Source organism: Limisalsivibrio acetivorans, from assembly GCF_000421105.1.
Lineage (GTDB): Bacteria > Chrysiogenota > Deferribacteres > Deferribacterales > Geovibrionaceae > Limisalsivibrio > Limisalsivibrio acetivorans.
This window is the reverse complement of the sequence record NZ_ATWF01000001.1, coordinates 440929-463321: the sequence shown is the minus strand read 5'-3', so window position 1 is coordinate 463321 and position 22393 is coordinate 440929. Positions and strand designations below refer to the sequence as shown.

General features: G+C 46.7%; 22 protein-coding genes. 8 read left to right on the top strand and 14 right to left on the bottom strand.

Going from position 1 to position 22393, the window contains the following annotated elements:
- Positions 1–107: 107 nt before the first annotated feature.
- Complete coding sequence (locus K300_RS0102210) at positions 108–713, bottom strand: LysE family translocator (protein WP_022850031.1); 606 nt, start codon at positions 711–713, stop codon at positions 108–110.
- 334 nt (positions 714–1047) lie between these two features.
- Between K300_RS0102210 and K300_RS0102205 the strand changes: the two genes are divergently transcribed.
- Together K300_RS0102205 and K300_RS0102195 are read left to right on the top strand one after the other, a co-directional pair.
- On the top strand, positions 1048–1239 hold the full coding sequence (locus K300_RS0102205) for a hypothetical protein (RefSeq protein WP_022850030.1): 192 nt from the start codon (positions 1048–1050) through the stop codon (positions 1237–1239).
- Positions 1240–1747: 508 nt separating this feature from the next.
- Positions 1748–2713, top strand: a complete 966-nt coding sequence (locus K300_RS0102195) for an IS30 family transposase (protein WP_022849682.1) — start codon at positions 1748–1750, stop codon at positions 2711–2713.
- A gap of 241 nt (positions 2714–2954) precedes the next feature.
- On the opposite strand, the gene K300_RS0102190 is transcribed toward K300_RS0102195, so the two are convergent.
- The 12 genes from K300_RS0102190 to K300_RS0102135 all read right to left on the bottom strand — a co-directional run bounded on the left by K300_RS0102190 (position 2955) and on the right by K300_RS0102135 (position 14698).
- Entirely contained in the window at positions 2955–3659 is a 705-nt protein-coding gene (locus K300_RS0102190; protein WP_022850028.1) for a diacylglycerol kinase family protein, read from the bottom strand.
- Between the two features lie 15 nt (positions 3660–3674).
- Positions 3675–4190, bottom strand: a complete 516-nt coding sequence (locus K300_RS0102185) for a methyltransferase (RefSeq protein WP_238320633.1) — start codon at positions 4188–4190, stop codon at positions 3675–3677.
- Positions 4191–4264: 74 nt separating this feature from the next.
- On the bottom strand, positions 4265–6385 hold the full coding sequence (gene ptsP, locus K300_RS0102180) for a phosphoenolpyruvate--protein phosphotransferase (protein WP_022850026.1): 2121 nt from the start codon (positions 6383–6385) through the stop codon (positions 4265–4267).
- Between the two features lie 51 nt (positions 6386–6436).
- The gene (locus K300_RS0102175) at positions 6437–7225 is read right to left on the bottom strand and encodes a 1,4-dihydroxy-6-naphtoate synthase (RefSeq protein ID WP_022850025.1); all 789 of its coding nucleotides are present in this window, start codon (positions 7223–7225) and stop codon (positions 6437–6439) included.
- A gap of 1 nt (position 7226) precedes the next feature.
- On the bottom strand, positions 7227–8795 hold the full coding sequence (locus K300_RS0102170; RefSeq protein WP_022850024.1) for an MlaD family protein: 1569 nt from the start codon (positions 8793–8795) through the stop codon (positions 7227–7229).
- Positions 8796–8810: 15 nt separating this feature from the next.
- Entirely contained in the window at positions 8811–9566 is a 756-nt protein-coding gene (locus K300_RS0102165; protein ID WP_026836242.1) for an ABC transporter ATP-binding protein, read from the bottom strand.
- A gap of 2 nt (positions 9567–9568) precedes the next feature.
- Positions 9569–10345 carry an MlaE family ABC transporter permease gene (locus tag K300_RS0102160; protein WP_022850022.1) on the bottom strand — a complete coding sequence of 259 codons (777 nt, stop codon included), beginning with the start codon at positions 10343–10345 and terminating at the stop codon, positions 9569–9571.
- 17 nt (positions 10346–10362) lie between these two features.
- On the bottom strand, positions 10363–11454 hold the full coding sequence (gene alr, locus K300_RS0102155) for an alanine racemase (protein ID WP_022850021.1): 1092 nt from the start codon (positions 11452–11454) through the stop codon (positions 10363–10365).
- On the bottom strand, positions 11435–12553 hold the full coding sequence (prfB, locus tag K300_RS0102150) for a peptide chain release factor 2 (RefSeq protein ID WP_022850020.1): 1119 nt from the start codon (positions 12551–12553) through the stop codon (positions 11435–11437). Before prfB ends, alr begins: the two co-directional genes overlap by 20 nt.
- Positions 12554–12555: 2 nt before the next feature.
- Positions 12556–13854 carry a TldD/PmbA family protein gene (locus K300_RS0102145; RefSeq protein WP_022850019.1) on the bottom strand — a complete coding sequence of 433 codons (1299 nt, stop codon included), beginning with the start codon at positions 13852–13854 and terminating at the stop codon, positions 12556–12558.
- Positions 13854–14303, bottom strand: a complete 450-nt coding sequence (locus K300_RS0102140) for an N-acetyltransferase (protein WP_022850018.1) — start codon at positions 14301–14303, stop codon at positions 13854–13856. Before K300_RS0102140 ends, K300_RS0102145 begins: the two co-directional genes overlap by 1 nt.
- Positions 14300–14698, bottom strand: coding sequence for a DUF3568 family protein (locus tag K300_RS0102135; protein WP_022850017.1), 399 nt, complete (start codon positions 14696–14698; stop codon positions 14300–14302). The genes K300_RS0102140 and K300_RS0102135 overlap by 4 nt, the downstream gene beginning before the upstream one ends.
- A gap of 760 nt (positions 14699–15458) precedes the next feature.
- Here K300_RS0102135 and pyrR point away from each other — a divergent pair.
- From pyrR to K300_RS16660, 6 genes are all read left to right on the top strand, one after another.
- Entirely contained in the window at positions 15459–16007 is a 549-nt protein-coding gene (pyrR, locus tag K300_RS0102130; protein ID WP_022850016.1) for a bifunctional pyr operon transcriptional regulator/uracil phosphoribosyltransferase PyrR, read from the top strand.
- An 11-nt stretch (positions 16008–16018) separates the two neighbouring features.
- Entirely contained in the window at positions 16019–16963 is a 945-nt protein-coding gene (locus K300_RS0102125; RefSeq protein WP_022850015.1) for an aspartate carbamoyltransferase catalytic subunit, read from the top strand.
- On the top strand, positions 16947–18218 hold the full coding sequence (locus K300_RS0102120) for a dihydroorotase (RefSeq protein WP_022850014.1): 1272 nt from the start codon (positions 16947–16949) through the stop codon (positions 18216–18218). The genes K300_RS0102125 and K300_RS0102120 overlap by 17 nt, the downstream gene beginning before the upstream one ends.
- 907 nt (positions 18219–19125) lie before the next feature.
- Positions 19126–20166, top strand: coding sequence for an HD domain-containing phosphohydrolase (locus tag K300_RS0102115; RefSeq protein ID WP_022850013.1), 1041 nt, complete (start codon positions 19126–19128; stop codon positions 20164–20166).
- Positions 20167–20208: 42 nt separating this feature from the next.
- Positions 20209–20670 (top strand): C-GCAxxG-C-C family protein, encoded by a 462-nt coding sequence (locus K300_RS15890; RefSeq protein WP_022850012.1) that lies wholly within the window; start codon positions 20209–20211, stop codon positions 20668–20670.
- A gap of 106 nt (positions 20671–20776) precedes the next feature.
- A complete protein-coding gene (locus K300_RS16660; RefSeq protein ID WP_022850011.1) occupies positions 20777–20944 on the top strand; it encodes a hypothetical protein in 168 nt (55 codons plus the stop codon).
- Between the two features lie 179 nt (positions 20945–21123).
- On the opposite strand, the gene K300_RS0102100 is transcribed toward K300_RS16660, so the two are convergent.
- Positions 21124–22242: a CsgG/HfaB family protein gene (locus tag K300_RS0102100; protein WP_238320632.1), complete on the bottom strand. Its 1119-nt coding sequence runs from the start codon at positions 22240–22242 to the stop codon at positions 21124–21126.
- Positions 22243–22393: the final 151 nt, after the last annotated feature.

The following is a 22393-nucleotide window of genomic DNA, read 5'->3' as shown; positions in this document are numbered from 1 at the left end:
CTGCGTTTTAGGTATTGTAAAAAGTGATCTCAAATCTTTGGGGGTGCTGAACCATACTGGTCGTAGCAAAGTTCAGAATCCATGTTTTGCTGGATTCCCTTTCCTGATTAATCTTTCAGGATAAGCACTCCACCGGCAAACCCCATAACGGCGCCGGATATCCTGTTTATGATACGTCCGGCTCCTTTATCCTTGACAAACACCGACGCTCGATCAGCAACAATAGAGTAAATCAGCAAAACTGAACCAAGCACAAGGCTTACCACTAAAGCTATAACAAAAACATCTGATATATGGATGTTTCTGATATCGATAAAAGCAGGAAGGAATCCGCAGTAGAATAACACCACTTTCGGGTTGGAAAGCGTGACTGCCAGACCGCTAAAAAATCCGGAGTATCTCTTATTTGGCATCTCGTTCTCCCCTTCCGGCTTCCTGAAGAAAAGATTGAAACCAAGATATATAAGGTAGCCGCCACCTGCGTACTTTATAAAAATGAAAAACTCGCTGTACGCCTCTGCCACGGCAGCTAGTCCGTAAAGAGAAAAGATCAGGAAAATGAGATCCCCCAGAATAATACCCAGGATAAGCGGTACTGAAGATCTGAGCCCTGTTGACAGAGACTTAGAAACCGTGGCCAAGACACCAGGCCCCGGGCTTGCCGCCAAAACCGCCATTGCACCTGCCAGTGTTACAAATCCGAATGAATCCAAATAACGCTCCTTAAAACGGCTCCATATTTTGCCCTGAGAGAAGAGATAGAAAACGCACTAAGGTGTTTATGTGCAGTAACTATATCTGTACAAATCCCTTGAGAGGGCTTTCTGTCAATAATATTAAAACAAACGTGTGTATAGTCAAGCTTAACCACGACTAGATGCTATGGTTAAGCAGCGCTGTACTGAGCAAGCAACCTATTATTTAGTCAATCTGCTCTTGTGTAAATAGAGATTTCAGACAAGGCTTCATTTGATATCCCAGGCAATTTACAGAAATAATACGTAGACCAATATCGGGAGTGATAATACTAAGAGCAATCTTTCATCCATGAAAGCTTCTGCTAATCATACATTTGAGGTTGATACGAAACAGGCTTCCAAGGACGGAAGCCCTGAAGTGAAGAATATGGAGCTGTGCTTCATATTCTGTAACGGAAGAAAGCGAAGCGAAGGCTTTGCCAAGCGTAGCGGCAGGGAAATTCTCAGGATGATGAATTTCCCAGATTATTCAGGATGGTAAAATCCATAGATTAAATCAGACAAGCTCTTATTCTTCCCCGAATGTTTTACAGCCGAATGAGCTCTTTTGGAACCGCCCGGAAGTTTTGGCCGTACCTGACAGACGAGGTAATCCTAATTATTGAATACATTCATGTATGATATGCGGTTACATTCCTCAGCATCAGCAAAACTTCAGGTGGAAAAAGAGTGAAATGAGGGAAGCGCCATCTCTTACGAATTTATGAATATAAATGAGTAACAATGGGGGCTGGAAAACCTTGAGGGAAAGGTTTTGCATACTTTTGCGACAAAAGTATGTGGCGCGAAAGCGCAAGACTAATAAATTAGTGACTTATTTCGAATGTGATTATGTAAAGAATAAGACTAAGGGGAAAATTTTAGGGAAAACTTTCCCCTTAGAATCCCCCCTGGATTCAATAATTAAGTGCAACTTTTAAGTAGTGGTCAAAAGAGGTCAGGTGCGTTAGCATCGTAGCTCTTTAACCACCACGTCAAAGGAGCACCGAATGAAGAACTATACACACCTGACCCGTGAACAAAGGTACCAGATTTATGTGCTGAGGAAAACCGGACATTCTCAGACGGACATAGCTGATTTGCTTAAAGTACATAAATCTACCATCAGCCGAGAGTTACGCAGAAACACAGGAGGTCGTGGTTATCGCCCAAAGCAAGCTCATCGCAAAGCTATTGAACGAAGAATGGACAAGGTCCCAAGACGGATTGCACAAACTGAATGGTATTTTGTTGAACGTCTTCTGCTTGAAGACTGGAGCCCTGAGCAGGTGAGCAATTGGCTAAATCAAAATTATGGAATAAACGTAAGTCATGAGCGTATCTACCAGCACATTCTTGAAGATAAAAGTCATGGTGGAACACTTTATACTCACCTGCGTTGCCGAAGAAAACGCAGGAAGCGATATGGTGTTTATGAACGCAGAGGAGAGATACATGGCAAGTTAAGCATTGAGCAGCGTCCAAGTATTGTAGAAGAGAAAGCGAGATTCGGAGACTGGGAAGTGGATACAGTTATAGGAAAAGGGAACAAGCAGGCGATTGTTTCTCTTATTGAGCGGAAGTCTTATCTGACACTTATACGCAAGGTAGAAAGAAAGACTGCTGTACTGGTGACAAAAGCGGTTATAGAAATGTTGAAACCGATATCACACCTAGTCCATACAATCACTTCCGATAACGGGAAAGAGTTTGCAGGACATGCCGAAATATCTGAGATACTAGGGGCTGAATTCTACTTTGCTCATCCATATGCTTCGTGGGAACGCGGAATAAACGAAAATACAAACGGACTCATTAGGCAGTATGTACCAAAGAGTAGGATGCTTGAAAGTGTTGATGATATAGAGATTCAGAATATTATGCAGAAACTAAACAACAGACCAAGAAAAGCAACTGGATATAAAACTCCTAACCAGATACTATTCTCTATAGACCCCGTTGCACTTGCTAGTTGAATTCAGGCCCTTAAAAACCCATCTTAATCTGTTTGAATAATTTTCCGTCCATGGAGATTATTCTGCCATTCGAAGAAAGAAGCTTCCTTCTCACTTACGCAAGCGAGCTTTCATCCATGAAAGCTTTCGCTAATCATACATTTGAGGTTGATACGAAACAGGCTTCCAAGGACGGAAGCCCTGAAGGCTTAGCCGGAAGTAAGCGGAACGAAGGCTTTGCCGCACCCCTCAAAAAACCTATCTACATCGTAAATAGAAAAGGTGACTTTACATACCTCACAAAACAACTCCCCTGCTCCATCTCCACAAGGTTACCGTCCAGGACTGCACGTCTACCGTTCAGGATCTTCATAAGAGTGGCGTGCCGATACTCATCGGTGTTCTTTCCGCCGATTCCCGTAAGGAGCTTCCCTATACCAGAGGTGTTCTCTCCATATGTCTTTACCAGCACGGAAAAGTCCCTATGAGAAGGACGCAGGTTTATAAGAAGCCTCTCAGCAAGCTTGCGCTCACCACCTACCCAAGCCTCCATGGTCTGCTCTTTCACGCCGGAGGATATGACTGCCTCATCCACAAAATATCTGTCTCCTATATAGCCGAGATGTATTGTGCGGAAATCGTTAAGGGCGAGCCTTTCGACGGCATCAAGCGGGTCTTCGGGCATCTTGTTTTCACGGCAGAACCTGCTTTCCTTGCCAAAGGGGAGACACGCTATAACGGCTTCGGTGTTTTCCAGCTTATTGAGAACCTCATTAAGTAAGGTGTCACTACCGGCAACAACAACCAGATCGCTGGATAATGAGAGGATGTTATCGGTGGTTTTGTCCGAGTCTACAAAGCCGATATCGAGGTTCTTCAGACGTTTACCAAGGATATCCACCGCCTGCTCAAAGAGAGGCATCTTTTTTCCAATGTCGCTTGAAGATGCAACCACAACGGTTTTCATAAACTTATCTTCTCCTCAGTTTCGCCCTTTAAAAGGGTTAGGCAGAAGCATGGGAACTCTTTCGGCATATTCTTCGTAACGTTTTCCGTAGACCTTTCTCAGCTTCCTCTCTTCATTGTATGCTCCTGTTATAAAATAAGCTGAAAAAACAACGTTTACAAGGAGATCACGAAACTCCAGAGGCCTTGACCATAATAATACAAGCCCGCAGAAATAGTAAGGATGACGGACATACCTGAGCGCACCCCTTGTTGTAAAGGGCTCTGTTCTTGGCTTATACTCACCTTTAATCCCCTTAACTGCCTGCTCTATGCCGAGGAAGTTCATATTGTCATAGCTTTTGGCAGCGTAGATACCAAAAACAAGGGCTCCGCACCAAACGAGGAGAAGGACAGCCTTTATCTGGATCGGCGGATTAAAGAGATCAAAACCCTCCATCGACATATAGAACCAAAGGGGGAACACAAGAAGTACAATCGACTGAAAAACATAGAATGCCCTGTACCACCAGCGATTGTACACCCTTTTCATTATATCTGGATCGGCTAAAACGGAATGTATGACAGAATAAGCAATTAGGCTTATTATCAATAATATAGCATTCATTATATATCAAGCTGTTTAACGAATGTGCGTAAATCGTTGATTACATAAGGGTTAACACTAAACCTACGGTATCCCATCCTGAGAAGTTTGGTGAGGATCTTTTCATCAGCAGCTATCTCACCGCAGATTTCGAGCTGTTTGCCCGAGCTGCGAACCTTCTCAAGAACGGTTTGCAGAAGGCCGAGGAAAGCTTCGTTGTTGGGGTGATACAAAGAACTCACCTTCGGGTTTGTTCTGTCGGCGGCGAAGAAGTACTGGAAAAGGTCGTTGGAACCTACTGAGAAGAAATCGCAGTATTCGCTGATAGCCTCTATGTAATAGATTATTGATGGTATCTCTACCATAACGCCCATGGGGGGAACATCTATACCAAGCTCTTTTGCAATATCCTCTGCGGTGTTGCGGACAAGGCGAAACTCTACAACGCTGGAAACAAAAGGAACCATTATCTTGATGTTGGGATACTCGTTGTACAGCTCCAGAAGCACCTTTATCTGGGTCCTTAGCTGTTCTCTGTCGTCGAGCAGGAGCCTTACACCCCGATGGCCTAGGGCTGGGTTATCCTCGTGGATCTCCATCTCGCTTTTCTTGTCGGAGCCGATATCAAGCAGACGGAAGATAACCTCCTGCCCGCCGTACGTTCTGAGGATTTCCTTGTATATCTCTTTCTGCTTTTCAGCTGTGAAATTGGAAGGGCTCTGAAGATAGAATATCTCCGTACGGACAAGCCCTATCCCGTCCGCTTTGAGGGCTTCCGCTTTCTCTGCATCGAGTACAGAGGATATATTAGCATAGAACTCGACCCTTTCTCCATTTTTGAGAAAAACCTCTGGTTCGGTGAAGTCCTCTATCTTTTTGAACTCGGCGGATTTCACCATAAGGTCTTCGTATTCCTTGAGCGTATCCTCCATAGGGTTGATGATAATTTCACCCGAGTCCCCGTCCACGATGATGCTTTCTGCAACCTCCATAAGGTCGGAGATCTTGCTTATTCCACTAACGGCAGGGATATGGCGGCTTTTTGCCAGAATCGCTGTATGGGATGTGAAGCCGTCCTTGCTGGTGACAAAGCCTGTGACCTTCCCGAGATCAAGGGATGCTGTCTCGCCGGGGGTGAGCATATCCGCCATGAGAATGCTGTTCTCCTGGAGGCTAACCTCCCTGCGCATAACGCCCAGATGTGCCAGAAGGCGCTTTGATATATCGTCGATATCCCCTGCCCTCTCTCTGAGATAAAGGTCGGGGAAGGACATGAACTTCTTTATAAGCTTATCCGCTACATGGCGGACGCTGAAGGCCGCACTCTTTCTATGCTCCACAACATGCTTCTCTATATCATTGCGGAACATGCTGTCCTCGAGCATCATGAGGTGTGTGTGGAATATGCCCGGGTCTATGGGCTGGCTGGAGCTTTCGATATCATCTATCAAGTTTTCCAGATCCCTCTTGGTGTCCTCAAAGGCACGGTGTAGGTCCTCAACCTCTTTGTCTATATCGATATTCTGAGTATTGGCCTCTAGAAAACGGTTGATTACCATAACCGGTGTTCCAACAACGATTCCTCCGGAAAGAGGTATACCCTTTAGCCTTACTTCGCCAATGTAGTGTTCCTCCATCTCATCGATGGAGCGGAAGAGGTAATGACGCATTATAACCGTGGAGAGCTGTGCGGCAACGGCTGTTATGAGAGTTTTCATTATATCGGTGTTGCGTTTGTTCTTCTGAAACTGGAAAACCAGCACGCCGAGTTTGTGCGCCCTCCCCTTTAGAGGGATGCCTATAAAGGTTTTAAACGGTTCCTCATTTATGCCCGGAAAGTAGTTGTATCTGGGATGCTCTGAGGCGTTGCGTATGAAAGTGTATCTATCCTCGGTGAATGTGAGTCCGGTGAGCCCTTTATCCGTATCCATGATAACGTTGCCAACGGCGGTTTCACTCAAGCCTTCAGTGGCGGTGAGGACAAGGGAGTTTTTCTTGAACCTGTTAAGGAGATAGATGGAGCATACATCGGAGTCCAGACCACGGCGCAGGTGTGCCACAGTACGCTTGAGGGTATCCTCAACATCATCCGAATCGAGTATTATGTTACTTATGCCAAGCAGCAGCTCTATCTTTCTCATAGTGACATAGTTTTACTATCTGAACCCTTGTGCGGTCAAGGGAAATGATTGTTATACGAAGTCTTCCTCTGTACAGTCGAGGAACTCGGTTAAGCCGGGTACAGCCTCGGTCATATCGTAACTGAATCGGTTCACATAAAGATCTATGTGTTTCTTTATAACCTCGTCGCTCATCTCCTGGGCATGTTCCTTAATAAACGGCTCGATTTCGCCATACCTCTTCTCGGAGAAACTAATCGATTCCTGTATAAGGGATTTAAGTGTACCTGCGTACTCAGCAAGTTCCCGTTTTATGACGATTGCCCCGAGGGGGATGGGCATATCATACCTCTTTTCCCAAATCGCACCAAGATCCGCCAGGTTTAAAAGCCCTGCACTCTGATATACAAAGCGTCCCTCGTGGATGATAACACCAGCATCTACGCTTCCGGTAAGAACCGCTGTCATTATCAGATCGAAGCGAAGCTCAACAAATTCAAAATCCTCACCATAGAAGTGTTTAAAGAAGCGGAATGCGCTGGTATTTCTCCCGGGGATGGCGATCCTTTTCCCCTTGAGCTGGTTGATACTCCCAAACCTCTTAGATACAACCAGAGGTCCGCAGCCGAAGCCGAGTGCACCGCCAGCCTTGAGAACTGCATAGTTATCAAGTATCTCCGGCACAACACCATAGGATACCTTTATGATATCAAGCCCATGCTTGAGAGCCATACGGTTCATTACCTCAACATCGTCCATAATAGTGTGGAATTTAAAATCCGTATCAAGATGCCCTTCCAGAAGTGGACCGAAGATGTAAGTATCGTTCGGACAGGGGCTTATTCCGATGGTGAAGCGCATATCAGTTCCCCATGGGTACCGGCACAGAGCCCATGAGGTATTTCAGGTCGTCATCACGAAACTCGACACCTCCGCCGATGAAGAAAGTTCGTGTCTCCTCATTGAGCATATCGTCATACCCCCCCTTCACAAAGAAGTTCTCGTGGAAGCGGTAGCGGGCTGTCGCCGTAACATGTGTTTCGTAGTCGTCATTCTTGCCGGGAAAATCATAGGCATCAAGGTTAAGAACGAGGTTTCTGTTCTTAAGCGGGTAGTAGTCTGCACCGACACCGAAGTCCGATTCCATAAGCCCCACACGGAAGTAGAAGTCATCGGTGAACCTGTGGGCATACTGGGCGGTGAACTTGAGGGAATCGGGCTTGGTTTCCTCTTCGATGGCATAGTATTCTATGTCGCCACCTGTGCTGGCGCCTGTGTGGTCCTCTTTATAGTATGTTCTGGTTGTTTCTGTTCTTCCGTCGGGCATGGAGTCCACACCGAGCAGGTAGTAACGCTTCTCGTTAGGCACTATGCGCACTCGCATATGCCCCTTTGAGGCCTCTTCATCAATAAGCCTCTCCGCCTCGAAGGATAGATATACCTGAAGCTGTTCCAGCTTGTTAAGACTGCTTTGGAGGCTTGTGAGTGTATTGTTTACGTTATCTGCTGTCTTGTTGTCGTATATCAGCTGCCCCACAGTCCCCTCGCCGCTCTTCACCTTTCCGGTGATGTCGTTCATGTTGTCCACAGTGGTTTCGAGCTTTGCGGTGACTGTTTTGAGGTTCCTCACGGTTTCGCCTATGTCCTCTTTGTTGCTTCCGACAATGTCCTTTACATCGCTGGATGCAGAGGCTATGTCGCTTGTTATCATGGGTGTCTGCCTGCGGATATCCTCCGTGGCCACACGTATATTCTCAATAATCCTGTTTACGTTCTGCTGGTTTGCCTGTGTCATGGTGTTCAGAGCGGCTGTGAGTTCCTCAACATTCTGAACGATGCGGTTAACACGCATCTCGTTGTCTTGAACAAGGGTGTTTACTGTATCCGTAGTGTTTCGTACATTGGAGAGTGTTCTGGTTATATTTGTTTTCGCCGCTTCAGAGGCAAGCACCTCTTTGAGTGCTGATGTAATCTCTTTGATATCGTCCGCTATATCACCCATCTTGTTTCCTAGCTCATCGAAATCTGTTATAGATTCGGAACGCTTCAGTGTTGTCTGGGCTGTTATGGCACCTCGCGGCTCCTCGCCGGGGATAACTGCAAGCTCGGCGTACTTCTCACCAAGGAAGCCCTTGGAGCGCACAACAACCATAACATTCTCGGGAATAGTATATTTATCATCGATAAGCAGTTTTGCCACAGGTGTTCCCGCCTCAAGGGTAATATCCTTGACCTTACCCACATCAACGCCGTGGAACATAACTGCGGAATCTGTCGTAAGCCCTGCAGCGTTATTAAGATGGGCCGTTATTATGTAGCCCTTATCGTTGTTTAAAAACGGTATATCACCCGCTCTAAGGGAGATGAACGTTATAACTGCGAAACAGAGTATAACAAACGCTCCAACCTTTGCTTCAAGACCACCCTTCATTGCATCACTCCGTTATCAGATTACGTCTATGGGCCCTTCTCTGGATGCGGAGAAGAACTGCCTTACGTATGGATTGTCCGTTCTTTCGAAATCCTCGGGGGTTCCGAAATGTATAACCCGCCCCTCGTAAAGCATAGCGATATGATCCGCTATCTTGAGGGTGCTTTCTATATCGTGGGAAACAACCACAGAGGTTTTCCCCAGTTTCTTCTGCGTATCGAAGATGAGGCTGTCCACCACATCGGTCATGATTGGATCAAGCCCTGTGGTCGGTTCATCGTAGAGGATGATATCGGGCTCCAGTGCTATCGCTCTGGCCAGCCCCACCCTCTTTCGCATACCGCCGGAAAGTTCGGAGGGGAGTTTATCCTCAACATCCTTAAGCCCCACCAGGTGAAGCTTGTCGATGACGATCTCCTCGATCTCCTTCTTAGACTTCTTCGAATGTTCATTCAAGGGAAACGCCACATTCTGCATCACTGTCATAGAGTCGAAGAGTGCTGCATTCTGGAAGAGGATGCCGAATTTCTTCCGAATACTCATGAGCTTATCGCCTTTCAAACCCACAATACTTTTGCCGTCCACCTTTATCTCACCCTTCGACGGGGGGAGTAGACCGCTCATCTGCTTAAGGAGGACACTTTTACCGGTACCTGAGGGGCCGATTATGCAGGTTATCCCACCCTTGATTATATCAAGGTCTATCCCCTGATGTATTACATGTTTTCCAAAACTTTTATGCACATCTATGAGCTCGATAGCCTTTTCCATCATCAGCCTCTGAACATGAACGCTGTAAGTATATAGTCGAAGACAAGTATAAGGACACATGAGAGAACCACAGAGCTGGTGGTGGCCCGCCCCACTCCCTCTGCGCCGCCTGTGGTGGTATAGCCTTTATAGCACCCAACAAGCGTTACAACGCCTCCGAAAACGAAGGATTTGACCATTCCGTTAAGAAAGTCGCTAAGCTCCACAAGCCGGTACATATTATCCAGATAAAGGGTTTCGTTAACACCCAGAAGCCTCACAGAAACGAAGTAGCCCCCTATAATACCGCACAGAACAGCCACTGCATTAAGGAGGGGCATAACGAAAAGACCCGCCAGGATGCGGGGTACAAAGAGATACTGAACCGGATCCACCGCCATGGAACGCAGGGCGTCCACCTGTTCGGTGACAACCATGGTACCTATCTCCGCTGTTATGGCCGAGCCGGCCCTTGCAGCGACCATAATCGCAGAAAGCACAGGCCCCAGCTCCCTTGCCATGCCCAGTGCAACAACCACACCGACAAGGTATTCTGCACCGAATTTATTGAAGCCGATATAGCTCTGGAATGCAAAAACCATCCCCGTAAAGCTTCCCGTAAGTATGACCACAGGGAGGGAGTTTACACCGATGAACTCTATCTGCTTGAGGAATAAACGCATCCTGAACGGAGGACGGAAGGTCCAGCGCAGTGTCTCCAGGAAATACAGAGCGATCTCTCCATTAAAGCGCATGAAGGAGAGGATCGGTTTTCCTATAAAAGCGAGGAGAGAGTTCATTTCAAAGGGGCTCCTGTTCAATCGGAATATATGCGGGGGATCCTGTCAGAGATCCCGCAAAGAATTTCATATGATATAGTATCAGCCTTTTCAGCCCAATAGTTTGCCGAGATATTCTCACCAAGCACTTCAACCTGCGGATACGCTCCGTTCAGATCGACACCTCTGAGATCGATCATCGTCATATCCATACACACCGTACCCACGACGGGGCAGTAGACACCGTTAACCAGCATCTCCATATTGTTGGAGAAGCACCTGCGGTAGCCGTCCGCATACCCCACAGGAACAACACCTATGGTCATATCACGCTCGGCGGTGAAGGTTCTGTTGTAGCTGGTGGTTTCACCCTTTCTGAGGGTTTTTATGTGTACTACCTTAGAGTATATCTTCATCACCTTGTGAAGGTCAATCCGGTTTTCCCCATACAGATAGCCGTACAGAAATAGTCCGGGGCGCACAAGGGAGTGTGTATTCTCATATCCGGCAAGGCCTGCGGAGTTCATAACACTGGTGTGCACACGTATACGGTTTTTCTCCACAAAGCTGTCAAAGAGCTGTATCTGGTGTCTGGTGTACTCCCTGTCAGTGTCGGAGCTGGAGAGGTGTGTCATAACATGGCAGACACGTAAACGGGGCCATGCCGTTGTGAAATCGTACATGGTGAGGTCCGGCTCAAAACCGAGCCTGTTCATCCCTGTATCGATCTTCAGGGAGACATCCGCCTTGAGGTTGTTCTCCTCGAGCCATGAATGGTAGGAATCGGCTATTTCTTTGTCAAACATGGTGAGTATAAGGTTGAACTCCGTAACCTCATCGTAGAAGTTGGAATCCACATACCCCAGCACGAATATCATCGGCTTCTCGCCCAGATGCTCACGGAGGATCATCCCCTCAAGGATGGTGGCAACGCCGAAGCGGTTCACCCCGCACTCCTTGAAGGCATACTCCGCCATGCGCAGTGCACCATGGCCGTAACCGTCCGCCTTTACAACGGCGATAATATCCGTACCGGCGATTTCCCTGGCCTTCTCAATATTATGGGCGAAGGCTCTTAGATCTATCTGTGCGTAAGTGGGTCTTAGCGCCTCAATCTTTTTCTGAGTCACTGTCAATACCTGCGGAATGGAGTAGGTATGCCCTGATAAAGGGGTCAAGGTTGCCGTCCATAACCGAATCTACATTCCCCGTTTCGTGTTTGGTACGAAGGTCCTTAACCATCTTATAGGGGTGCATAACGTAGGAACGGATCTGGTTCCCCCACCCTATCTCCGTCTTGGAGCTTTCCAGCTTCTCCTTCTCCTCATTACGCTTTTCAAGCTCATGTTCATAGAGTTTAGCCTTAAGGAGCTTCATGGCATGGGCTTTGTTTTTATGCTGGCTCCGCTCGTTCTGGCATGTAACAACGATGCCGGTAGGTGCGTGGGTTATGCGAACGGCGGAATCGGTTGTGTTAACGTGCTGGCCGCCGGCACCGCTTGCCCTGTATGTGTCTATCTCAAGGTCGGATTCGTTAATCTCGATCTCAATATCATCATCAATTTCAGGGAGTACAAAAACAGCTGCGAAGGAGGTGTGCCTTCTGTTCTGTGAATCAAAAGGTGAAACACGCACAAGCCTGTGGACACCGATCTCACCTTTGAGATAACCAAAAGCGTAGGGACCGATGACGTTTATCGTTGCGGACTTGATCCCCGCCTCTTCACCCTCGACATAGTCCATAATCTCGTACTTAAAGCCCGTGATCTCAGCATAGCGGGTGAACATACGGTAGAGCATCTGTGCCCAGTCGTTGGACTCCGTTCCGCCAGCGCCTGCGTTTATGGTGAGGATTGCACTGTTGGAATCATGCTGGTCATTAAGGATAAGCTTGAGCTCAAAACTCTGAACCTCTTTCTCAAGCTCTTCAACATTGCTGAGGAGCTCATTCTTCATTGACTCGTCCTCCTCAACCATCTCGAAGAGAACCTCGGTATCCCCTATCTTCTCCATAAGGGCATCCCAGTCCGACATAAACCGCTTAAGCGCCGCCTGTTCCTTCATGTATACCTTAGACTCTTTCTTCGACCAGAACTCCGGATCCTCCATGGAGAGCTTGTCGATCTCTTCGATACGCCCTCTTTTCTCGTCCTCATTAACAACGTTGCGGAACCCTTCCACACGTTCCTGAATGCTGCTGAAAGTTGATTGTGCTTCTTCTATCGTCATTTCTACTCCTGATTACCGCTCACAGACATCCTGCCGAACAGGATATCCCCTGTGAATACACGTCCGTGGAACCTGGCATTATCGTAAATTTCTTCGACCGATTCAAGGAGCTCACCAAGATTACCCGCCATTGCAGACTCCCTGAACGCCTTCGTTCTTTCGCCGTTCTCATAGACCACACCAGATATCCCAAGAGAAAAATCACCGCTGACAGGATCCGCAGTGTGCATACCCATCACATCGGTGATAAGGATATATTCCTTCGGACGCTCCATAGCAGTGGGGATAACGATGAGGTTTGATGGTGATATCCCCATACGCCCTTTGCCTCCGGAAGCGTGGCCGGTGTTATCCATATCCAGCGCCCTCGCTGTGTAGCTGTTGTGCAGGTAGCTGGAAAGGATACCTTCGGATATAAGCGGCGTTATACAGGAGGGTGTTCCCTCGTCATCGAAGGGTCTGTATCCCGCTCCCTCCTCTCTGAGGGGGTCATCTATAATTGTGAGCTTATCCGATGCCGTTTTTGTGCCGAGCTTGTCGCACATCAGGCTGGTTTTTTTATATATGTTTTCTCCATCGAGCATCTCTGCTATGAGCTCTATGAACTGAGCCGCAACGGAGGACTCAAAAACAACGGTGTATTCTCCGGAATCCAGAGGTCTGCCACCCATAAGGGAAACGGCAAGCTCCGCAGCACGTTTGCCGGTCACTGTGTGCCAGTCTCCACTTGCATCGGTAGAATATGCGCTGTCGAAACCGTCCTGGTTCTCACCATCGTCACCTGCCAAAAGATAGACCGATGTTGAGAATAGCTTTCTTGTATATGACTTATAGCGATTACCTGAAGCTATTATTTCGGTCTTTGAAACACCCTCGCTAAAGCCAGCCTCCTTAACGGCTGATACCTCTGTGCTGTATTCAAGAGCGCTCTTTTCGATCTCGAAGGCCTTTTTCATAAGGGTTTCAGGCTTTAACACCGGAGCAGGGTCCTCACTCTCCGCCGTGTTTTCGTCAAATGAGGGTACAGCGGTGTTCTCATCCTCTTCCACAGAGGAAAACAGGGCTTCTGCACTGTTAAGAAAATCCTCAAGACCTCCGCTATCACTCCCGGAGTAAGAGTAGTAAAGCGCTTTGTTATCTTTGAAAACACGTATGCCTGCACTTTTTGAATCGAAAAAGGAAGCCTCTTCAAGCTCCCCTTCCCTGACATCCGCCGAGCCACCTTTAGAGGTTCTGACAACGGCTTCTATATAATCGAAGTTATTCTCGTATTTGCTTATTATATCTATAAGATCTGTCATTAAATCTCCATGGACATAGCTATCTCGTCACAATCGGGGAACTTGGTGCACTTGAGACAATCCGACCAGATCTTTCTGGGGAGTGTGTCCTTCTCCACAACCTCAAAGCCGAACTTCTCAAAAAACCCCGGCTGGTAGGTGAGCAGAAAGACGGTCTTAACTCCTAACTCACTGGCTACACTCAGGCATTCCTCAACCATCAGACGACCGATCCCTTTCTTGATACATCCCCGTTTAACAGCAACGGAACGTATCTCTGCCAAATCCTCCCACGATGGATGGATAGCACAGCATCCGAGGATCTCATCCTTTTCATCGTACACTACAAACTCAAGGATCCTCTCAATTATTTCGCTCAGGCTAACGGGGAGCATCTCCCCCGCTTCTGCATAACTGTTTATAAGCTTCTGGATGTTTCTCGCATCACCCAGTCTTGCCTTTCTTATCATCTAACTTCCTGGATGAAACTCTTATATACACGGGTGGCAGTCTCTTTGTCAGGCATCAGGTTGAGCGTCTTCCTCGCCCTTATCTTGATCTTTGTACTCCCTTCTCCGATATTTTCAAAAGTAACAATCACCTCGGAACCAAGCATCTCGGCATATATACGCCCTTCTGCAATGCTGCTCTCAAGGATGATCCCTTTATCGTTCTTAATGACATCCACCATTACCTCGAAGGAACGCTCCCTTGAAATGTTTACTGTGTCGGTAATGGAATCGGTGGTTACACTGTAAGTTGTTCCAGCAGCACCCGCCCCAAGAAGAAATACTGCGGGAACACAGCCGTATGCAAGGAGTGATACCGTTAGAACGAGAAAAGCAATACGTATTCTGCTTAACATAAATCCCCCATGGTTTATACATTTAGAACCGGCAAAGCCGGAATAATTCATAACTCGACATATTATTAAAAAATTGAAGTTTCTTCAACGTTATTTATTGACATTATCAAACCAGAAAAGATAAACTCTTTAAGGTGAACAGATGCATTACAGATTAAAGAAGAAACTAAGAAATAAATTGCGTAAAGGATAAGCCTTTCGCCCCGATGATCCGGGGACGGAGGGCTTTTTTTTTGCCATAACTATGCTTGTTAAATAAATGTAATAGAACAGACTTCACCATAACAAAGCAGCAAGGAACTTCCCAGGATGATGGATTTCCCAAATATTTAAGGTTGAAACAATAAGCTTTCTATGGATGGTAAATTCTATAGATAAATTAAGGGGTGCTTTTTAGGGAACAAACCACCCCTTAACCACCCCTCAAAAACTCATCTTGTGAGTTGTGAGAAGATATTAAGTTTGTATGATACAGGCTCCCATGGATGGGAGCCCTGAAGGCGAAGCTGAATTGAGCTATTCTCAATTCACGAAGCCGGAAGTGCGAGAGGGCAAGGTCTCCTTGCCCGAACAACAATGGAATTTCCAGGGATGGTAAATTCCATAGATATAATAAAGACAGCCCTGAAGGCGAAGCTGAATTGAGCTATTCTCAATTCACGAAGCCGGAAGTGCGAGAGGGCAAGGTCTTCCTTGCCCGAACAACAATGGAATTTCCAGGGATGATAAATTCCATAAAAAACATAGGAGGCAACGGTACATGGCACAAGCAAAAGAGATCCTGAATAGCGATGAAATATCAAGCATGATAACCCGGCTGGTGTTTCAAATTCTGGAAGCAGACCAGAATCAAAACACCCGAGAGCTGACAATTGTCGGCATTAAGCGGGGGGGTGCTACCCTTGCAGACAGACTCAAAGAAGAGATAAAGAAACACACAGGAAGGGATATTGCCATAGGCTACCTCTGTATAACACTCTACAGAGACGACCTTACGCAGATTGCGGAACATCCTGTTATCCACGGAACTGAGATTGAGTTCAATATCGCCAAGAAGCACGTTGTGCTTGTGGACGATGTTATCTTTACCGGCAGAACGGTTCGTGCTGCTCTGGATGCCCTTACAGACATGGGCAGGCCGGACAAGATATCCTTCGTTGCGCTTATCGACAGAGGACACAGAGAACTTCCCATACAGCCGGATTTCACTGGCAAACTTGTGCCCACCTCCCTGGAAGAAAAAGTGAACGTGCAATTTAAGGAATCGGACGGTATAGATTCGGTTTCCATAATGAAAAAAGACCAGTAATGGAGAAGCGAATGTCATTCAAAAGGAAAGACCTTATAGGGATGAAAGACCTTACCCCCGAGGAGATTACATACCTCCTCGACACTGCGGACAAGTTCCGTGAAATCAACGAAAGAAGCGTTAAGAAAGTACCCACACTCAAAGGGCGAACCGTTGTAAACCTCTTTTTCGAAAACTCAACCAGAACCAGAACCTCCTTCGAGATAGCCGGAAAGCGTCTCGGTGCTGATACAATCAACTTCTCCGCCTCTGCAAGCTCCACTGCAAAGGGTGAGACACTCATAGACACCGTTAGGAATATTGAATCGATGAAAACCGATGTCTTCGTTGTGCGTCACGCCTACAGCGGCTCTATCAGGTTTATTGCAGAAAATACTGAAGCGTCAGTTATAAATGCGGGTGACGGCCTTAATGAACACCCTACCCAGTCTCTGCTTGATATGCTCACCATACGCCAGCACAAGGGTGACTTGAGCGGTCTTAGGGTAGCAATTATCGGCGACATCACCCACAGCCGTGTGGCACGTTCTAACATATGGGCGATGAAGAAGCTCGGTGTGGATCTCAGGCTCTTCGGACCCGGAACAATGCTGCCAGTAAATACGGATCCCTTCGCATGCCATATGTGCAGCAGTATGGAGGAGGCCGTTGAGGGTGCGGATGTTATCATGATGCTCCGTATCCAGAGGGAGCGGATGGGCAAGCTTCTCCTCCCTTCAGTAAGAGAGTATGCGAAGTTCTACGGCCTTAACATGAAGCGCTACAACATGGCCGCCAAGGATGCCATAATCATGCACCCAGGACCAATAAACAGAGGTGTGGAGCTTTCAAGCGAGATTGCGGACTACACAAATTCGGTGATACTCCCCCAGGTTGAAAACGGCGTAGCTGTCCGTATGGCGGCTCTTTACCTTCTCGGAATAAAGAAAGGAGATAACAATGAAGACCCTTCTTAAAAACTGCAGGATTGTAAACCACAACGAAACAAAGGAAGCCAACATCCTCATTGAGGATGAGATCATAAAAAGCATTACCACCGATGAACCCGAAGCGGATAAGGTCATTGATATTGGCGGCAAGACCGTTATGCCGGGGCTTATAGATATGCACGTGCATTTTCGTGACCCGGGTCTTGAGTACAAGGAAGATATCGAATCAGGCTCCGAAGCGGCTGTTGCCGGCGGTGTCACCACTGTGTGCCCCATGGCAAACACAAAGCCAGTAAACGACAACCGTGTTACCACTGAGTTCATGGTGAAAAAAGCCATGAATAAGGGGCTTATAGACCTCCTCCCCGTGGGTGCTGTCACAAAAGGGATGAAGGGTGAAGAGCTTGTTGAGATGGGCGATATGCTCGAAGCCGGAGCATGCGCCTTCTCCGACGACGGCCTCCCCGTTCTTAACTCAGATGTTATGCGCAGGGCTATGGAGTATGCCAAGGGCTTCGGTGCAATGATACTAAGCCACAGCGAGGACAAACACCTCGCCGGAGGCGGTGTCATCAACGAGGGTGAGGTATCCACCATAACCGGACTCAAAGGCATACCGGCAGAAACAGAGGAGATTATGATCGCAAGGGATATCCTCATCTCAAAGCTCACCGGCGGACACATGCACATCTGCCATGTAAGCACAGAGGGCTCACTCAAGCTGATCAAGTGGGCCAAAGAGCAGGGATATAAGGTAACCTGCGAGGTTACTCCCCATCATTTCACCCTATCAGACAACGAGCTCCTCAACTATGACACAAACTTTAAGATGAACCCTCCCCTTCGTACACAGGCGGATGTTCAGGCCATGAAAGATGGCCTCGCAGACGGCACTATAGACTGCATCGCAACGGATCACGCACCCCACCATATCGATGAAAAGTTTCAGGAATTCGATCTGGCTCCCTTCGGTATTACAGGACTTCAAACGCTCATTCCGCTGACTCTCAACCTTGTGCGTTCAGGTGTTATAACTGAGAATGAAATGGCTAAACTCTGCTCATATACACCCGCTAAACTGCTCAAGCTTGACAATAAAGGTGCTGTTGCAGAAGGGATGCTTGCCGATCTTACAGTTATTGACACTGAACTTGAATACACATTTAACAAGGAGCTCAACCGCTCCAAAGGCGTTAACTCGCCCTTCATGAATAAGCCCCTAAAGGGGATTGCAGTAAAAACAATCAAAAACGGTAATGTAGTATACGAGTATAATGGATAAGCTTTATCCTTCTATATTATTGAATTTAGCTAAAAAAGGTTGATTAGAATAGTCTCAGTCAGCTATATTTATGTAGCTGGCTGAGACGCTTGTTCCTCGTATTGCCTGCCATTTCAGCATAGCATGCATAAAATGTGTTTTGATAGAGAGGTTCATTAACTTTTGCCACACATATCCTAACAGATAAAAGCTTACAGATCGCAAGTAAGCGGAGCTAAGGCTTTGCTGGGCAAAGCGGCAGGGAAGTTCTCAGGATAATGAATTTCCCAAATTAAAATGGGGTATATATTTAAGGATGAAACAATTAGCTTTCCATGAATGGAAAGCCCTGAAGGCGAAAGGAAGAACAGCTCTGCTGGTCTGACGAAGCCGGAAGTGCGAGAGGGCAAGGTCTCCTTGCCCGAACAACAGGATAATTTCCAGGGATGGTAAATTACATAGATATAATAAGGGGAAATTTTTATGTAAAAAGTTCCCCTAAAACCCCTTAAAAACAAATTTGGGGTATATATTTAGGGTTGAAACAATTAGCTTTCCATGAATGGAAAGCCCTGAAGGCGATAGGAAGAGCAGCTCTGCTGGTCTGACGAAGCCGGAAGTGCGAGAGGGCAAGGTTTCCTTGCCCGAACAACAATGGTATTTCCAGGGGTGGTAAATTCCATAGATATAATAAGGGGAAATTTTTATGTAAAAAGTTCCCCTTAAGAACCCCTTAAAAACAAATTTGGGGTATATATTTAGGGTTGAAACAATTAGCTTTCCATGAATGGAAAGCCCTGAAGGCGATAGGAAGAGCAGCTCTGCTGGTCTGACGAAGCCGGAAGTGCGAGAGGGCAAGGTTTCCTTGCCCGAACAACAGGATAATTTCCAGGGAGGAAATTATCCAGATAAAATAACGAGGTGACACTTGCTTGAAAACCTGAAGGCGGTTTCTGTTGATGATTCGGAAGTGAATCTCTTCTTTATAGAAGCGATGGCCGCCAAGCTTGGTCTGAGCGTTGTTAGCTTTTCCGATCCCCTCGAAGCACTTACATACGTACGAGAAAACGATGTGGACCTCATCTTTGTGGACTACATGATGCCTAATATTGATGGAATCACCTTTATAAAGGAAGCACGAAAGGTGCATTCCGACGCCCCTATCGTTATGATCACAGCTGTTTCCGATGATAATGATGTTAAGATGGAAGCTCTTGAAAGCGGAGCAACGGAGTTTTTGAGCAAACCGGTTAATGGTGCAGAGTTCACCGTCAGGGTAAAGAATCTCGGCGCACTCCGCAGTTCACAACTTCTGCTGGCTAATAAAGCACTCCTGCTACAGGAGGAGGTTTCAAAAGCCACCGAAGACATCCGTCAAAGAGAATATGAAACACTCAATGTAATTGGTAAAACAGCTGAATTTAAGGATCCTGAAACAGGACACCATATCCAGCGTGTTGCACACTACTGCAAGATTATCTCCTCTTCTATTGGAGCCAGCGAAGAGTTCCAGAGTATTATATTCCACTCCGCACCACTCCATGATCTGGGCAAAGTAGGTATTGCCGATTCCATACTGCTTAAGCCAGGCAAGCTTACCGATGAGGAATTCGATGTGATGAAGTCTCATACAACCATCGGTTATGAGATACTGCTTAATACAAAAAGCCCCTTTCTTGAAACTGGAGCGAATATCGCCCTAACCCACCACGAGCGTTTTAACGGCACAGGCTACCCCAACGGCCTGACAAGGGAGAATATACCCCTTGAGGGTAGAATTGTCGCCATCGCAGATGTTTTCGATGCACTCACCACTAGAAGACCTTATAAGGACCCGTGGCCCTTCCAAAAAGCCTTGGACCTCCTTGAGAGCGAAAAAGGTAAACACTTTGACCCTAAGCTGGTTGACCATTTTTTCAAAAACCTCGGTTCCATTCAGCAGATCTATGATGATCTCAGCGATAGATAGGTTTTTATTGACAAGATCTTCCTGAACTGTATATTTCCCGTTATGCAAAGAGCAAACCTGTGTGCCGATGAGGTAATCCAAACCTATGCAGATGAAGCATTCCGCCTTTTTAAGGATGGGTATTACTGCTCAGAGGCTGTCACAATAACATATGAAAAAGCTCTCGGCGTTGAATTTCCCGATGAGCTAAAGAAAGCAATGACCGCTCTCGTGGAAGGTATCGGCGCCACAGGCTGTATCTGCGGTGCACTGAACGCATCTGTAATCCTGCTGAGCAGCAGAATTGGCCGAACGGACAATATAACCTCCCCCGCCCGCACTGAAAAGCTTTCTGCAGAAATAATGAAGGGCTTCAAACAAGAGATGGGAGCAACCTGCTGTAGAACTATCAAGAAGAGCTCATCCAAGGCCTTTGGTATAGGGCAGTACAGGAGCTGTAGACGGTGTATCGACACAGCTGTAAAGCTTCTGCTCAACATCTCTTGCCGAGAAAATATTATTTAGCCACACCAGCAATATATAACTCTATATAACCCCTTTTTAAAACAATCTATTGATTTTGTTATATTATCGTTGTTTATTGTCATAATAAAACAACGAGGGCAGAATTATGAAAAATTCAGATTCCGTTAAGAACACCAAAAATACCATGGAAAATGACATCAGTACTTTCTGTGCTGTTGAGGGCTTCATTAAGTACGACGCAGCTTACGACATAGCTGTTAAGCAGGCACACATAGAGAGCAGGAAAACCTGCGCTGGTGCTGCCCGCAGATAATATAGGACCCAAGCAGTGTTACTGTTTAAACACAGGCACTGAGACAATATGACACCTGGAAAATAGCAAAGTGAAGCGGCTTCTCGGCAGAGCCGCTTTTCTTATTTTATATTATGGAATTTTGCTTTATTTAATGAATGGAATTTCCAATCCATGGAAATTCCATACATTAAATCAGATCAGAACATTTTCTTCAACACACTCTGCCCCTTCTCCTGCGACTTGCGTATAAGCGAACCAACCTTAACTCTCTCAAGCGCAGCAGGCTCACCCTTTAGCTCGACCCAGGCTTGATCTTCCTGAATCTGATTAGAAACAATTACCTCAATCGGAATAATAGCCATATTACAGGCTGATTCTTGAGTGAATGGGTCTTTGACTTCGAATATATCATATACTGCAAGGCTTTGACCCGCCTCAAGACCATTATTGAAGCCCATATTCACAAGAGCAACCTTTTTGCCGCCACGAATCTGCTTTATGTAGCCGCCGGGCGCAAACTTCTGGGAGAGTTCTGGATTGAGATCAGCCACAGCTTCGCCCATCGCCTTCTTTGCAGCACTTACGATAAGCTCCGGATTCAGTGCCTTACCACCGCCGGCAACCTCACGCCCCTGCACCTTGCGGTTTATGATCACCTGTCCTGTGGAGACATCGAGCATCTTGGTTGTCATTTCCACATTCACAATCCATCCGGACTGTGTATTAGCAGCCATGGCAGTAAGGCTCATAGCTGCACCGAGCCAGCCTGCCTGGTTATTTCTTGTACTTGATTTGGGGACGTATTTTGCACTGATGGAATCAACGCTTCCTGTGAAGATGTACTCAACACCTGCAAGTTTTCCAAGCTGAACGGCTGTATCGGGGTCGCCCACAGTCATTTGAAACTTGTGCTCACTCATTATCTTCTGGAGGTTAGTTCTATCGAAAACCTCCATGCCGCCGAGTGAGTGTACAGTCGTTTCAACGGCATTCTGAGCATATTCTCCAACCTTAGGAGAGATATCTCTCATATATGTGTCTACACTGCCGGAGTATTTATGATCTGTTTTGGATGCACCTACATAACCCACACCCACTGCTCCGGGTGTTGCAACTACACCGGCCACCCCGCCGCTAACACGTTTGGTCTCAGACTCTCCCTGGAACTGGGTATTCTGAGCCTTCATGTCACCGTATCCAGTATTATTGCTAAACTCAACTACGGCGATTCGGGGCTTTTCAAAGGTATAAGAGGATTTACATGTGTCTGGTATTGTTATGAAATGAGTGTCCGATGGCATAACTTGATACGCCATCGGGTCAACCTTTGGCGAGGATTTCATACAGCCTGATAAGGCCACAACCGATACAATAAGAACAAAATATTTTAACATTGCTCTGCTCCTGGTAGGTGAAATTGTCTATATGGAATTTTATCACATAATTATTGAGCAGTGACAGAAAAAT

Coding starts and splice junctions, on each gene's coding strand:
- K300_RS0102120 (WP_022850014.1), top strand. CDS start 16,947: ATGAAGACCCTTCTTAAAAACTGCAGGATTGTAAACCACAACGAAACA.
- K300_RS0102145 (WP_022850019.1), bottom strand. CDS start 13,854: ATGACAGATCTTATAGATATAATAAGCAAATACGAGAATAACTTCGAT.
- K300_RS0102175 (WP_022850025.1), bottom strand. CDS start 7,225: ATGCGCTTCACCATCGGAATAAGCCCCTGTCCGAACGATACTTACATC.
- K300_RS0102140 (WP_022850018.1), bottom strand. CDS start 14,303: ATGATAAGAAAGGCAAGACTGGGTGATGCGAGAAACATCCAGAAGCTT.
- K300_RS0102185 (WP_238320633.1), bottom strand. CDS start 4,190: ATGAAAAGGGTGTACAATCGCTGGTGGTACAGGGCATTCTATGTTTTT.
- prfB (WP_022850020.1), bottom strand. CDS start 12,553: ATGACGATAGAAGAAGCACAATCAACTTTCAGCAGCATTCAGGAACGT.
- K300_RS0102190 (WP_022850028.1), bottom strand. CDS start 3,659: ATGAAAACCGTTGTGGTTGCATCTTCAAGCGACATTGGAAAAAAGATG.
- K300_RS0102195 (WP_022849682.1), top strand. CDS start 1,748: ATGAAGAACTATACACACCTGACCCGTGAACAAAGGTACCAGATTTAT.
- K300_RS0102165 (WP_026836242.1), bottom strand. CDS start 9,566: ATGGAAAAGGCTATCGAGCTCATAGATGTGCATAAAAGTTTTGGAAAA.
- K300_RS16660 (WP_022850011.1), top strand. CDS start 20,777: ATGAAAAATTCAGATTCCGTTAAGAACACCAAAAATACCATGGAAAAT.
- K300_RS0102170 (WP_022850024.1), bottom strand. CDS start 8,795: ATGAAGGGTGGTCTTGAAGCAAAGGTTGGAGCGTTTGTTATACTCTGT.
- K300_RS0102100 (WP_238320632.1), bottom strand. CDS start 22,242: ATGGCGTATCAAGTTATGCCATCGGACACTCATTTCATAACAATACCA.
- pyrR (WP_022850016.1), top strand. CDS start 15,459: ATGGCACAAGCAAAAGAGATCCTGAATAGCGATGAAATATCAAGCATG.
- K300_RS15890 (WP_022850012.1), top strand. CDS start 20,209: ATGCAAAGAGCAAACCTGTGTGCCGATGAGGTAATCCAAACCTATGCA.
- K300_RS0102160 (WP_022850022.1), bottom strand. CDS start 10,345: ATGAACTCTCTCCTCGCTTTTATAGGAAAACCGATCCTCTCCTTCATG.
- K300_RS0102135 (WP_022850017.1), bottom strand. CDS start 14,698: ATGTTAAGCAGAATACGTATTGCTTTTCTCGTTCTAACGGTATCACTC.
- K300_RS0102125 (WP_022850015.1), top strand. CDS start 16,019: ATGTCATTCAAAAGGAAAGACCTTATAGGGATGAAAGACCTTACCCCC.
- K300_RS0102205 (WP_022850030.1), top strand. CDS start 1,048: ATGAAAGCTTCTGCTAATCATACATTTGAGGTTGATACGAAACAGGCT.
- ptsP (WP_022850026.1), bottom strand. CDS start 6,385: ATGAGAAAGATAGAGCTGCTGCTTGGCATAAGTAACATAATACTCGAT.